Here is a 13,679-nt window from a genome sequence, read left to right as displayed (position 1 = left end):
AGCCCAATATTTCATCTCATCATCTATTATATACAATACCCTCGTATGGTATCTATAAATACTATAACACTCATCCCTTGCTCTGTCAACAAAAATTCAGTTAGAGCTAATCAGCCAAATGGTTGAAAGCTTTGCTAATTGCTTCGATGGTATATTGTATGTCCTCGTCGCTGTGAGCCGCCGATACAAAAAAGGTTTCGAATTGCGATGGCGGTAGATATATACCTTTCTCGAGCATATGTTTGAAATAATCCGCATAACGCCTGGTATTAGAGGTAAGAGCGGTATCATAATCCTTTACATCTATGTCGGTAAAAAACAAACATATCATTGAACCCACCCTGTTAACACATATGGGAATGCCCGCTAAGCGAACGCATCGTTTAATACCGCTTTCCAGCAAGCCCGACCGCCTTTCCAACTCCTGATATATAACAGGGTTATCTCTGAGTATCTTTAAGGTGGTTAAACCTGCTGCCATAGCTAAGGGATTGCCCGATAATGTACCCGCTTGATATACCGGCCCATCAGGGGCCACATACCGCATTATTTCTTTCTTCCCGCCATAGGCGCCTACTGGCAGACCCCCTCCTATAATTTTCCCGAAGGTAGTGATATCCGGTTTTATGCCATATAAACGCTGTGCGCCACCGTAATGCACGCGAAAGCCTGTCATTACCTCATCGCATATCATAAGCGAGCCGTATTTCCCGCACAGGTATTCTATTTCCCGCAGGAAGTCCATTTGTGGCGGTACAGTGCCCATATTGCCCGCAACAGGCTCGAATATAACGGCTGCGATATCTCGCCCCCATTGTTCGAACACATGATCCAGCGCCTCCGCATCGTTATATGCCGTTACTATGGTATCTGAAGTTATGGCTGGCGATACGCCTTCGCTATCCGGTACGCCAAATGTCATAGCCCCTGATCCTGCTTTTATCAGCAATGCATCGGCATGGCCATGATAACATCCGACAAATTTGATCACCTTATCGCGGCCTGTATAACCTCTAGCCAGCCTTATGGCGCTCATAGTAGCTTCGGTGCCTGAATTGACCATGCGGATCATTTCCACCGATGGCACGGCCTGCGTTATCATCTCAGTCATATCGACTTCCAGGCGCGTAACCGCGCCGAAACTGGTACCCAAGGCGGCCTGCTGTTGTATGCTTTCTACTACTGCCGGATAGGCATGTCCCAGTATAAGCGGTCCCCAGGAACACACGTAATCTATATATTCATGCCCATCCTCGTCGTATATTCTGGCACCGTTGCCGCGACATATAAATGGCGGATCCATGCCTATCGATCTAAATGCCCTAACCGGGCTGTTCACGCCACCCGGCATGAGCTGTTTGGCTTTTTGAAACAATGCTTTCGATTTATCATAATTCACGATCTATTAAACATCCCTTTCTTTCCAATTAGATAAAATTTCATCCAAAATCAACTCCGGCGTTACATCGTATCCGGCTTTTATCATATCGACATATCTTTGGTTTACTATATTTCTTAGTATATAACGGCGTTTTTCTGGATCATCTATTTCTGCCAGGATATGCTTTCTTATTTCACCGAGCATATCGTTATATATGCCGTATGCCGGCCCTATCACATCGGCTATTTTATCGCGTATTGCCGCGGCCAATGCAGGGCTGCAACCGCTCGTGGACACCGATACAATAACGTCTGCTCGACGTAATACGGCAGGTATTATAGCGGAGGATAGCTCGGTATTATCCACCACATTGACCGGTATATTATCTCGACGGCAATCAATGGCCACCTGCTCATTTACCTCCGCATCGTCGCTGGCGGCGCATACAAAGGCAAAGTCCCTTGCCATGCCTGTCCGATAGCAGCATGACAGCCAATATATACTGCCTTCAGCGGCCATGGCTTCAAGGCGTGGCGTACACGATGGACCTATCATCGTTACATCAGCGCCGCATTGCATCATGCCCTCGATCTTGCGTTGAGCTATGCTGCCCCCTCCTACCACCAGGCAAGGGCAATGCTCCAAATCCAGTATTACAGAATAGTATCGAGCCATTTGGCCGCATCCTTTGCGAAATAAGTTATGATTATATCCGCGCCTGCACGCTTTATGGAAGTCAATGCCTCCAATGCCGCATTATGCTCATCCATCCAGCCATTAGCTGAGGCAGCCCTTATCATGGCATATTCGCCGCTAACATTGTACGCCGCCAACGGTACATCAAAGCGCTGCCTTACGGCATGTATAACATCCAAATAGCTTAATGCTGGTTTGACCATGACTATATCGGCCCCTTCTTGAATGTCCAATTTTACCTCGCGCAGCGCTTCTCTGGCATTGGCAGGGTCCATCTGGTACGAGCGCCTGTCGCCGAATTGCGGCGCCGATTGGGCCGCTTCGCGAAATGGCCCATAAAAAGCCGATGCATATTTGGCGCTGTAGGCCATGATAGATACATGCTGATAACCATTCTGATCCAAAGCCTTTCTTACAGCACCTATGCGCCCATCCATCATATCCGACGGCGCTACTATATCGGCGCCGGCCCGCGCATGCGATAGCGCCGTCCGGGCTATCAGCTCTGCCGATGCATCGTTATCCACTATGCCGTCCTTTACAATGCCGCAATGGCCATGGTCTGTATATTCGCACAAACACACATCGGTAATGACCAACAATGTCGGGAATCGCCTTTTTATGGCTTTTACAGCCTCCTGCACTACACCATCGTCGGCATAAGCCTCGCTACCAACGGCGTCCTTGTATTCCGGCAAACCGAATATAAGGATACCGGGAATGCCGAGCTTTACGATATCTTCTAACTCTTCCATCAGCCTATCGACAGAATAACGATATATGCCCGGCATGGACTGTATGCCCTCTTGCGTGTTCATACCATGCATGACAAAGATTGGGTATATAAGATCGTGAACGTTCAGCTCGGTTTCCCGCACCAAATCCCTTATAGCATCGTTTTGCCTCAAACGTCTCGGCCTATATAGTATGTCCATTACAAAAATCCTCCTTTAACGCTCCTATCAATCCATCTATAGTATAAACGTCGGCCTGCATATCGACTTTAAGCCCGTATTGTCGCAAAGCAGCCGAAGTAACCGGCCCTATGGAGGCCAATTTAACGCCGTCTAGCAATGATACATTGCCCACGCCCAATATATTTACGAAGTTATGGACAGTGGACGAACTCGTAAAAGTTATCGCATCTATATAATGATCGCCAAGTAAATCTATCAAACGCTGACTTTGTTGAGCATTGGGCACCGTGCGATAGGCTGTGACCATATCTACTACAGCACCCGCACACTCTAACGTTTGCTTTATATTAAGGCCGGCTATGTCCGAGCACGGCAGCAATATGCGCATACCGAGTGTTATCTGTTCTTTCAGTCCAGACGCCAAATCATCTGTACTAAAACTCTCCGGCATATAATCCGCTATAACACCATGCTGTTTTAAAGTAGCATACGTGCCGCTGCCTATCGCGCCCACTTTTATTCCGGCAATGTAGCGGCTATCCATGCCGTGGTACAACAGCCTGTCAAAGAAAGATTCCACACCGTTGGCACTGGTAAATATAAGCCATTTATATTGTGATATGAATTCTATGGCTTCATCCAGCGGCCCATAATCATCAGGCGGCTTTATCGATATGACCGGAAAATGCTCGACTTGAGCCCCCAATCGTTCCAACCCTCGTGCCAAATCTTCTCGTTGGCCGTCGGCTCGCGTCACCATTATAACCTTACCGCATAGAGGCAGATGCTCATACCACCTCAATTGCTGGCGCAGCGATACTACATCGCCTATTACTATTACAGATGGCGAGCGTATTTCTTCTTGTGCGGCTCTTTGACTTATATCTGCCAATGTCCCTACAATCGTCCTTTGCCGTGCTGTGGTGCCTTGTTCTATAACGGCCGCAGGCGTCCGTTCAGCCTTGCCGTATAGAATGAGCTGGCTACATATATCGCTCAAGCGCTCCATGCCCATCAGAAAGATTAACGTTCCGTCCAATTTAGCCAGCACATCCCAATCGATATCGGACTTTTGTTTGGAAGCGCCCTCATGCCCGGTAATAATGTGCACCGACGATGCCAACCCTCGATATGTAACCGGTATGCCGGCATAAGTTGGCACGGCTATAGCCGATGTTATACCCGGCACTACTTCATACGGTAAACCGTGGCGCCGTAATGCCATAGCTTCTTCACCACTCCTGCCGAATACAAAGGGATCACCTCCCTTTAAGCGAGCTACCGTATGCCCGGCCATAGCCTCATCCACTAACAGACGATTTATGTCTTGCTGTATCATGGCATGCTTTCCGGGTTGTTTGCCGGCGTATATGAGCCTTGCCGATTTGTCCGCATAGGTTAAAAGTTTCTGATTTACCAATCGGTCATATATCACTACATCTGCCGATTTCAAGCATTCTATGGCCTTTTGGGTTATAAGGCCTGCATCCCCGGGACCCGCCCCTATAAGATATACCTTGCCCATCATACCTCACTCCTCCAATAGGGCGACTAATTTCGATACCACATTTTGGTATTGAGCAACCTCCCCTTTTACGCTGTGCCTCATTATACAGCCGTCTTTTTCCACAGCCGCGCGCAACAATATATCAACACCATCTACCTCTCCATATACGCCTATGGGCGTATTGCAATCGCCGCCCATCATGGCCATGAACATACGCTCGGCATCTACGGCTGCTCGCGTTGGGGCGTGATTTAAAGGCATCAGCAAATCCGCCGCTTTTTCATCGCTCTTCCTTATCTCAATGCCCAAAGCCCCTTGGCCAGCCGCCGGCGTGCATACATCTACAGGTAATATTTGGGTTATCACGTCGGACACTCCTAAACGTTTCAAACCGGCAACAGCCAGGACTATGCCATCTAATCCGGCCTCGTTTATTTTATTTATACGCGTATCGATATTCCCGCGTATGGCCACTATGTCTATACCGGGAAAACAGTTCTTCAACTGAGCTGACCTGCGCGCACTACCGATACCTATACGCGCCCTGCACCCGAGCTGTTCTATCGTTCGACCATCAGAAGATATGAACGCATCCCGCGGATCTTCCCTCCACGGCATGGCTCCTATCATAAGGCCATCCGGCAATTGCGACGGCACATCTTTCATGCTGTGCACAGCCATATCTATATGGCCATCCATCAGCGCCTGTTCTATATCTTTTACGAAAATGCCCTTGTCTCCTATTCGTTCCACAGGTATATGCTGCAGCCGATCCCCTTCGGTCTTTACGATCTGCCTTTCGAAATCGATATCCGGATATAATGAACGCAACGCAGATATAACGGCATCAGTTTGGGCCAAAGCCAAACGGCTGCCTCGGCTACCTACCCTTATTTTATTCATTTGATGAATCCTCCACACCGAACATATCGGTTATAATGCGCCTGTATTGATTTATACTGCCATTTTGGCTGCATTGTTTTACCCAGCCTATCGGCCGGCTAATAAGGCGGCCAGTCAAACGCTTCATCACACGGGCTGCTATTTCCCTGTCCCTATCGGTGCTGAGTTTATGCATAATCTTTTGGATTTCTTCATCGCATAAAGCGTCAGCCCACTCATCTATCATATTTATGATAGGTACGGCTTCCAAAGCATTGTACCATTTGACAAACCTATCAGTCGCTGCTTCTATTATCGGCGTCGCCTCAGATAAAAGCTGCCGGCGCAGGTTATTGTTGTCCTGTATCATGGCCTTAAACCGATCCATATCTAACAAATTTATCTCAGCGATATCATCAATGGAAGGATCTATATCCCTTGGTACAGATAGATCTAACGCCAAAAGGCGTTTGCCTGGCTTTATGAATTCCTCCAGCCTTTCTTTATATAATACATAATGAGGAGCGTTTGTAGCACTGATCAAAAGGTCGGATGAAGCTATATATTGATATTTCTTTGGGTATTCAACGGCTTGTACGCCCGGCATAGCAGCAGCTATATCCATAGCCTTTTGAACGGTACGGTTGGTTATATAAACGCGCGCCCCTTCTTCGAGCAGATAACGTATGGTCAGTTTACCCATTTGGCCGGTCCCTATGACAAATGCTGTTTTATCATTTAGACCACCCAGCATTTTTGCCGCATGCTTTATGGCCATATAACTGATAGAGGTGGGTATATGCGATATTCCGGTGGAAGTGCGCATGGCTTTACCCGCTGTCACCGCCTCCCTAAACAGCCTATCCATAACCTTGCCGCACGCACCGACGGCGAGCGCCTGTTGCCTGGCATCATTGACCTGGCCCAATATCTGGTCTTCACCTATGACCATCGAGTCCAAGCCACACGCCACATTTACAATATGGTTTATAGTATCCCTACCGGTCTTTACGTAAAAACATCTCTCAACATCATCGGTTTCCACGCCTATAAAATCTATGAATAACGCCTTTAATCCGTTTAATCCATCACGATATGAAGAGGCATAGCAATAGGCCTCATTCCGATTGCATGTAGCCACTATAACGCATTCACTTACACCTACCTGATTTTTTAAAAATCGCAGGCCTCCGCTTATATCTTTGTCCATATTGTAACTAGCTTTTTCCAGCAAGGTCATATCGGCCGTTTTAAAGCTCAATCCCATCATTATCAATTCCATAATTCATCGCACCATTTCTATATATGATATCCCCGCGGCGTTATCATGTATCCGTTCCGCACATACGTGGCGCTGTTGCCCACAATCACCACCGAGGCCATATCTATGCTGTATTTGAGCATCTCTTCCAAATTGGTTATTGTAACCGTCTGTTCCTGGCGCACAGCATTCCTTACAATGCCAACCGGCGTATCGCCAGTCCTATATTGCATCACTATGTGGCGAACGGTCTCTATCTGCCACCTCCGCTTGGTACTGGCAGGATTATAAAGCGCTATGACAAAGTCGCCCTCGGCCGCGAGACGAACGCGCCTCTCTATGGTTTCCCACGGCGTCATGAGATCGCTTAAGCTTATAACAGCGAAATCATTCATCAACGGGGCGCCCAACAAAGCGGCCGCGGCATTAGCCGCCGTAATACCCGGTACTATCCGCACGTTTATATCGCATCCGCCCTGTTCGACTGTTTCTAGCATAAGCCCTGCCATACCGTATATACCGGGATCACCACCGCTTATCAATGCCACATTTTCCCCTTCTAGGGCATATTCCAATGCCTGAGAACATCGCTCCCGTTCTTTGCGCATAGATGAAGCTACTATCGTTTTATCGCACAATAAATAATCTATCAAATCCAGATAGGTTTTATATCCCACAACGACGTCACAATATTCTATGGCTTTAAGGGCAGCCGGCGTAAGCTGACTTTCATCGCCGGGGCCTATACCTACCACATAAATATCACCGTAATTCATAGCGTTCCTCTTCTATATAGTGAAACGGTGATGCCGCTTATGATGGTTTTAGGGAGCAACAATTCTCCGAGCATGCTGTCCAAATAGGCACAGCTTTGAGCCACATTGCCCACGCCTACCTTTGAACTCACAAAAGCCGATGATGAAAATAGGTGTTCTACCATCTTTATTTCCTCCGCGCTGTAAAAATGAAGTGAAGCGCCGATATTTGAGGCGCATTCTTTTAGGCCACTTTCATTTTCCTTTATATCTATGGAGCATATGCGGGCCACGGCGTTAAAGCTGATACCAGCCATACCGCACGCTTCATATATAGCTTTTTCTATATTGCAGCTTTTTTCGCCGCGTTGGCAACCTATACCGGCTGATACTACGGCTGGACGCAGCCACACGGCTGGGACCGGCAGTTGCCGTGCTGCAACTATAGTGCATAATACCGCAGCGCTATAGTTTTTGTCTATATCGCTTATGCCGGGCACATTGTATAGGCCGAAAGGCACCTCTATGCTTAGGTCGTCGGTATACCATGCCACGCGCCCGCCGTTTATAAGCGCTGCGCTAACCGTTTTGACATCGCTTTTATTTTCTATTTTAAGACCATGTTCGTCAGCAAACAGGTCTACTGCCCACAAGCCACGATTATCGGTAGATGTCGTTATAACTGGACAGGCACCGATAATGTTTGCCACCTGTTTGGTCAAATTATTTGCACCGCCTATGTGACCGGATAATAAGCTTATTGCAAATTTGCCCATATCGTCTATAACCACTACGGCCGGGTCATTGTATTTATCTTTTAGATACGGCGATATACAGCGGACCGCTATGCCGACTGCCGTAATAAATATCAAAGCATCATATCCGCGAAATAACTCTGCGGTAAGCGCCTTCAACTCCGATTCAATGCTGTGTGAGCCACTGTAAACCACTGCATATCTAGAAGGCATATATAAATCAGCGTTCTCTAAATCCTCAGCTATGCGCCTGGCTATGCGGCAGCCATCTTCGGTAAGCGCTATGATAGCTGTACTCATACCGCAGAACCTTTCCTGTATCCGTGAGTAAAACCACTATCATAAAGCTTGGAATACGGCTGCTGCCTTTCTTCCAAAAACGGCCCCGCCAATATAAGCGCCGTGCGATTCATGCCAGCCTCTTTTATTTTGCCGGCTATATCAGACAGGCGACCTGTTATTATGCGCTGATCCGGCCAAGTGGCCTTTTCCACCACCGCCACAGGTATATCGCTTTTATAGCCGGATCGAAGCTGCTCTACCACCTCATCGATCATATGAACGCTGAGGAATATGGCCAGCGACGCTTTATGTGCAGCCAACTCGTTTATTCCCTGCTCCGGCGGCACAGGCGTGTGCCCGGCGGCTCTGGTCAATATGACGGTTTGGGACAGCTCAGGTATGGTATATTCTTTTTTTAAGACAGCGGCTGCAGCCGAAAAAGAGGACACACCAGGCACTATTTCATAGCTTATCTTCAATTTATCCAAGCAGTCCATCTGCTCAGCTATGGCACCATATATCGACGGATCGCCGGTGTGCAGCCGTGCCACGTCCTTATGAGAGCTATCGGCATCAGACATTATAGCGATTATCTCCGTCAAATCCATGCCCGCGCTATCATAGACCTCTGCATCAGTCAACGCCCATTCGAGCAGCGCCGGATTTATGAGTGAGCCGGCATAAATGATGATAGGGCTGTTTTCTATAATGGATCGCCCCCGCAGCGTCATAAGCCCGGGATCACCGGGACCTGCTCCTATAAAATAAATCATTACTACTCATCCTTCCTGGCTATAATAATCGACATATAATCGATATCTTCCCAATCCGCAGCGCTTATATCGCGCCATATCTTTTGCCCTCTTTGTCCCGCATGGCTTATCAAAGTCACATTGCGGTACCCGGCTTGTGCGAGCATACGCGCTATTTTACGTCCATGCCCCGATGGCTTCATAAATACCAGCGTGCTGGATATTCCCGATTGGGCATCCAATACCTTTTGAGGGTCACCGGGTATTATGGTTATCGCATCGCCACCCTTGCCCAGAGGCATCTGCGCTGCAGCAGCCGATGCGCAAAACGACGGTATGCCGGGTATGGTTTCTATATCGTAACCCAATTGTGCCAAGCGTTGCAGCATATATATGTAAGTACTGTATATCATAGGATCACCTATGGTGACGAAGGCCACATTTTGGCCTAAGTCCAATCTTTCCTGCAGCGAGCGAGCATTTTTGTCCCATTGTTGCTCCAGCACCGTTCTATCAGATGTCATCGGAAACGGGAGGTGCAATATCTCGGTCGAAGGTTTAATATAATATGAGGCTATATCGAGCGCTATATCGGTCCCCTCAACCGATGAAGACGGCGCTGCCAATACGTCCGCCATCTGCAATATACGGCACGCTTTTATGGATATCAGCTCGGGGTCGCCGGGACCTACACCTACGCCATATAATCTACCCTTCAATTTCACCCCCCCTTCGGCCGCTTATAATAAATATCGGGTTTAAGGCCTTTAACATGGTATGGCATCCGGCCATGCTGCCCCGGCTTATAGCCGCCTGTATAATATCGGTACCGATAAACCCGCAAGCTCTCATGGCCTCTATAGCCAAGGCGGCATTTTCTAAAGAAATACAGTTGATGGCCAGCGTTCCACCTGAGCGTAGGTGTTGGCCGCAAGTGTTCATTATGCTGCCCATGCATCCGCCGCTGCCCCCTATGAATACTGCATCGGGATCTGGCAGCTTTTCTAATATATCGGGAGCTTCGCCATACACCGCCTCTATGTTGTCCAGCTCGAACCTTTCGGCATTTTGCTGTATTAAAGCCAAAGCCTGCGCATCTTTTTCCACCGCATATACCCTGCCGTTTTTGGCTATTATAGCTGCTTCGACGCTGACCGACCCCGTACCGGCTCCTATATCCCATACGATGCTGCTGTTACGCAACCTCATGGCCGATATCGCAAGGCAGCGTATTTCCCTTTTAGTCATGGGCACATCCCCGCGTATAAAGATATCATCGGGTATACCGGGTACGTCATAAGGCCATATGTTGTTCATCGCCACACCGCCATCACATTCAAAGGGCTTATATCGTTGCACATGGCCAACTCATACGGAGCAAATACCCTGATCCTCTGGTCGTCATATGACAGATTTTCTCCTACAGCGATGCGGAAGCTGTCCATGCCGCGTTCTATCATAAAACGCGCTATAGCAGCAGGGCAATTGACATCATCGGTCAGCACCAACACTTTATCGCTATGACTGAGCAGACGCTCCAACCCCTCCAGCGATCGCCCATGAGCGCTGAATACCGCCATATCGGACCACGTATCGCCGACCGCCGCCGCCAGCATCTGCATTGAGCTTATACCCGGTATGACGCTAAGCTCCTCCGAGTCAAAATAGCGGCGAAGGAATGCCAATAAACTATAGAAACCGGGATCCCCCGATACCAGCACGGCTACTCTCCAATATTGTCTGCAGCGCTCTATCTCATTTACCACCGCTGATAGATCACCCGTAAGCGCTATCATGCGTTTCCGGCCATTATCGAATCGCTCCAGATGGCGCTTGGCTCCAACCAGCACATCCGCCTGCTCAATGGCTTTCGTGGCTGCCGGCACTATATAATCCTCATGCCCGGGCCCCATGCCGATTACATACACGTTATACATGCTTAAAACCCTCCACCATATGCTTAGCCTGCTCATCCATGGCCAGCAATCCCTTATCCATAGAAAACATAACGCATCCGAATTCGACGCCACTGCCCATATAGCGCCGGCAATGATACCCTATCCTTTGAATCAATCTATCGTATACGCCATCGATATGCGCCCTTTCTATAACGGAAAATGCGGCCTCGGTAGTAACAGCGTCTAATATATCCCTAACAGCGGCGGCATCGGCTCCAAGTGCCGCTGCATAAGCGGCTATGATCTCCATGCGCGCATCGGCCACTCGATTATGTGTTTGAAATATGCCACCTGCTATTTTGACCAATTTACCCGCATGACCGACCATTAATACATGCCGCATCCCATACTCGACACATTGCTCCAACATATAACCTACAAAGTCGCTTATAGGTCATATCCATCGCTCGTCCATGCCTAGACGCTGGATAGCGAAATCCCTCCCATAGTTTCCGGGTACAAGGCATACCCGGTCTTGACCTTGCGCCGCCAACATGTGCAACCTTAAAGCCAACGATTCCTTCAATGCCTCATTAGACATCGGCTCCACAATACCCGTCGTGCCTAATATGGATATACCCCCTTCGATGCCAAGTTGCGGATTAAATGTATGCTCGGCCACTTTTTCGCCATTAGGGACGCTTATTGTAATCTTTACACCCCTATTTGGCGGCAGCACTTCAGATACCTCTTTTCTTATCATGGACATAGGCACAGGATTTATGGCTGCTCGACCTGGAGGTACCTGCAAACCCGGTTTGGTTACTAAACCTACGCCATCGCCACCTTCTACATCTATAATCGACTGAGGTATATGCTGCGCATATGCGTATATCAATAGCCCGTCAGTCACATCAGGATCGTCCCCGCCATCCTTGCGCACGGCACATGATGCAAAGCCATCACCCAATAATGCATCTTCTATATCCAAATGCAATCGCCAACCCTTTGGCGTGTCTATATCCATGGCATCAACGCATTTGCCGCTGAACAGCATTATGACGGCAGCTTTAGCTGCAGCGGCAGCGCATGAACCGGTAGTATAACCATATCGCAGGCGTTTGCCACCTTTAATGACATATCTATCCAACATTATTTTTTGCCTACCAATTTCAGTAATTGGCGTCGCGCCTGCCCTATGGTAAAACAGGTTGTATCGATGTTCATGCCGTCTCTGTGTAGTATCTCCACAAGATGCTCTATGCGGGGCAATCTCAATCTAGCATCCCTCACGGCTTTTTTGCACATAAAAACCTCCTCAGGAGAACCGCTTAAACAAAGGTGCCCTGCTTGAAGGACAAAGACATAATCGCAGAATACAGGTACCATATCGACATCATGAGTGGCTACTATAACCGACACACCAGTACTTATAGATATATCTTTTACAAGCTGCATAAGTTCGTAAGCAGATAGCGGGTCCAAGCCTGAAGTCGGTTCATCGAGCAGCAATATATCAGGTTGCATAACTAGCACGCCTGCCATAGCTACCTTTTTCTTCTCCCCGCAACTTAGACTACCTATCGATTTATCGAGCATATCCCCGATATTGAGGCGAGCGGCTATGTGATCTATCGCTTGATGTATTTCAAAGGTATTAAACCCTAAATTAATCAGACCATAGGCAATATCATCGGAAACTGTGGGCTCAAAAAGTTGATCATCCGGATTTTGAAATATCATCCCTACCTTTTTATAAAGTTCTTTCTTATAACTTGCAATAGGCTTGCCTTGAATATATATTTTGCCATGCTGTGGCCTCAAAAGTCCTGCCATGCATTGAAGCAATGTGCTCTTGCCACTGCCGTTTGCGCCTAAAAGAGCAGATATACTCCCGCATTTTACATACATATTGATATGTTCTAAAGCAACATGTCCTCCCGGATATTGAAAACATAAATCCTCAATCATTATATCTGAATCAGTCATTATAACCTCTCGCTTTCATAGCCTTGTACACTTCCGTACTCCTGTCAAAGGCACGAATGATGACCATACCACCCAAATATCCTGCTGATCTAATACCTTTCTTCCAATTTATATAACCCAGGCGCATGCGTTGAGCGCGATAGATAGTCAACAGTTGCTCATACAGCATGCTTATGTAACGGTAGGTCATAGACGTTATCTCAACAAACGGCTTCAATATCGCAAGGCTTCCAATTATGCTTGTCAAACGTTCTATTCGGACACGATATGTCATAAGCGCCATGACATATACGCATACTAGAATATTCAGCAGCATACGCAATCCATTCGTCAAACCATCTGCATACATCGTCAATGTCATCGCACCAATATGCCATGTATGAAGAACCACTTGCCCATACATGAACGTATGTGCCATAACGATACTAAATCCTAACAATAAAGCCAGCGTCCATCGCATCAACAGCCTTTTCAACGGCATACGGTATAAAATATGCAATGCGATCGATAGTATTAAAGCGGCAATAGCAAAAGCAGGTTTGTTTATAATAACGATCAAAATTATCATTAGCATTGATAAAATAATATATAGCTCATCCTTCAT

The 13,679-nt window shown here is 47.6% G+C and carries 14 protein-coding genes and 1 pseudogene; all 15 read right to left on the bottom strand.

Features of this window, described 5'->3' with window-relative positions; translation table 11 throughout:
• Positions 1–106 precede the first annotated feature (106 nt).
• The 15 genes and pseudogenes from hemL to MAHAU_RS06120 all read right to left on the bottom strand — a co-directional run bounded on the left by hemL (position 107) and on the right by MAHAU_RS06120 (position 13,679).
• A complete protein-coding gene (hemL, locus tag MAHAU_RS06190; RefSeq protein ID WP_013780866.1) occupies positions 107–1,399 on the bottom strand; it encodes a glutamate-1-semialdehyde 2,1-aminomutase in 1,293 nt (430 codons plus the stop codon).
• A gap of 6 nt (positions 1,400–1,405) precedes the next feature.
• Positions 1,406–2,056 carry a precorrin-2 dehydrogenase/sirohydrochlorin ferrochelatase family protein gene (locus tag MAHAU_RS06185; protein ID WP_013780865.1) on the bottom strand — a complete coding sequence of 217 codons (651 nt, stop codon included), beginning with the start codon at positions 2,054–2,056 and terminating at the stop codon, positions 1,406–1,408.
• The gene (gene hemB / locus MAHAU_RS06180) at positions 2,035–3,012 is read right to left on the bottom strand and encodes a porphobilinogen synthase (RefSeq protein ID WP_013780864.1); all 978 of its coding nucleotides are present in this window, start codon (positions 3,010–3,012) and stop codon (positions 2,035–2,037) included. The genes MAHAU_RS06185 and hemB overlap by 22 nt, the downstream gene beginning before the upstream one ends.
• The gene (gene cobA / locus MAHAU_RS06175) at positions 2,996–4,522 is read right to left on the bottom strand and encodes a uroporphyrinogen-III C-methyltransferase (RefSeq protein WP_013780863.1); all 1,527 of its coding nucleotides are present in this window, start codon (positions 4,520–4,522) and stop codon (positions 2,996–2,998) included. Before cobA ends, hemB begins: the two co-directional genes overlap by 17 nt.
• Before the next feature lie 3 nt (positions 4,523–4,525).
• Positions 4,526–5,404 (bottom strand): hydroxymethylbilane synthase, encoded by an 879-nt coding sequence (hemC, locus tag MAHAU_RS06170; protein WP_013780862.1) that lies wholly within the window; start codon positions 5,402–5,404, stop codon positions 4,526–4,528.
• The gene (hemA, locus tag MAHAU_RS06165) at positions 5,397–6,665 is read right to left on the bottom strand and encodes a glutamyl-tRNA reductase (protein ID WP_041643907.1); all 1,269 of its coding nucleotides are present in this window, start codon (positions 6,663–6,665) and stop codon (positions 5,397–5,399) included. Before hemA ends, hemC begins: the two co-directional genes overlap by 8 nt.
• Positions 6,666–6,682: 17 nt before the next feature.
• Positions 6,683–7,420 (bottom strand): precorrin-3B C(17)-methyltransferase, encoded by a 738-nt coding sequence (gene cobJ / locus MAHAU_RS06160; protein ID WP_013780860.1) that lies wholly within the window; start codon positions 7,418–7,420, stop codon positions 6,683–6,685.
• The gene (locus tag MAHAU_RS06155; RefSeq protein ID WP_013780859.1) at positions 7,417–8,454 is read right to left on the bottom strand and encodes a cobalt-precorrin 5A hydrolase; all 1,038 of its coding nucleotides are present in this window, start codon (positions 8,452–8,454) and stop codon (positions 7,417–7,419) included. The genes cobJ and MAHAU_RS06155 overlap by 4 nt, the downstream gene beginning before the upstream one ends.
• Entirely contained in the window at positions 8,451–9,209 is a 759-nt protein-coding gene (gene cobM, locus MAHAU_RS06150) for a precorrin-4 C(11)-methyltransferase (RefSeq protein ID WP_013780858.1), read from the bottom strand. Before cobM ends, MAHAU_RS06155 begins: the two co-directional genes overlap by 4 nt.
• Before the next feature lie 2 nt (positions 9,210–9,211).
• Positions 9,212–9,907 carry a precorrin-2 C(20)-methyltransferase gene (gene cobI, locus MAHAU_RS06145; RefSeq protein WP_013780857.1) on the bottom strand — a complete coding sequence of 232 codons (696 nt, stop codon included), beginning with the start codon at positions 9,905–9,907 and terminating at the stop codon, positions 9,212–9,214.
• Positions 9,897–10,505, bottom strand: a complete 609-nt coding sequence (gene cbiT, locus MAHAU_RS06140; RefSeq protein ID WP_013780856.1) for a precorrin-6Y C5,15-methyltransferase (decarboxylating) subunit CbiT — start codon at positions 10,503–10,505, stop codon at positions 9,897–9,899. Before cbiT ends, cobI begins: the two co-directional genes overlap by 11 nt.
• Positions 10,502–11,125, bottom strand: a complete 624-nt coding sequence (gene cbiE / locus MAHAU_RS06135) for a precorrin-6y C5,15-methyltransferase (decarboxylating) subunit CbiE (RefSeq protein WP_013780855.1) — start codon at positions 11,123–11,125, stop codon at positions 10,502–10,504. The genes cbiT and cbiE overlap by 4 nt, the downstream gene beginning before the upstream one ends.
• Positions 11,118–12,236, bottom strand: a pseudogene (cbiD, locus tag MAHAU_RS06130) (cobalt-precorrin-5B (C(1))-methyltransferase CbiD). Before cbiD ends, cbiE begins: the two are co-directional and overlap by 8 nt.
• A 2-nt stretch (positions 12,237–12,238) precedes the next feature.
• Positions 12,239–13,075: an energy-coupling factor ABC transporter ATP-binding protein gene (locus MAHAU_RS06125; protein ID WP_013780854.1), complete on the bottom strand. Its 837-nt coding sequence runs from the start codon at positions 13,073–13,075 to the stop codon at positions 12,239–12,241.
• Positions 13,068–13,679 carry an energy-coupling factor transporter transmembrane component T family protein gene (locus MAHAU_RS06120; protein ID WP_013780853.1) on the bottom strand — a complete coding sequence of 204 codons (612 nt, stop codon included), beginning with the start codon at positions 13,677–13,679 and terminating at the stop codon, positions 13,068–13,070. The genes MAHAU_RS06125 and MAHAU_RS06120 overlap by 8 nt, the downstream gene beginning before the upstream one ends.

Source organism: Mahella australiensis 50-1 BON, assembly GCF_000213255.1.
Lineage (GTDB): Bacteria > Bacillota > Clostridia > Mahellales > Mahellaceae > Mahella > Mahella australiensis.
Note: the sequence above shows the minus strand (reverse complement) of the source record. Positions and strands in the feature narration are given on the sequence as shown.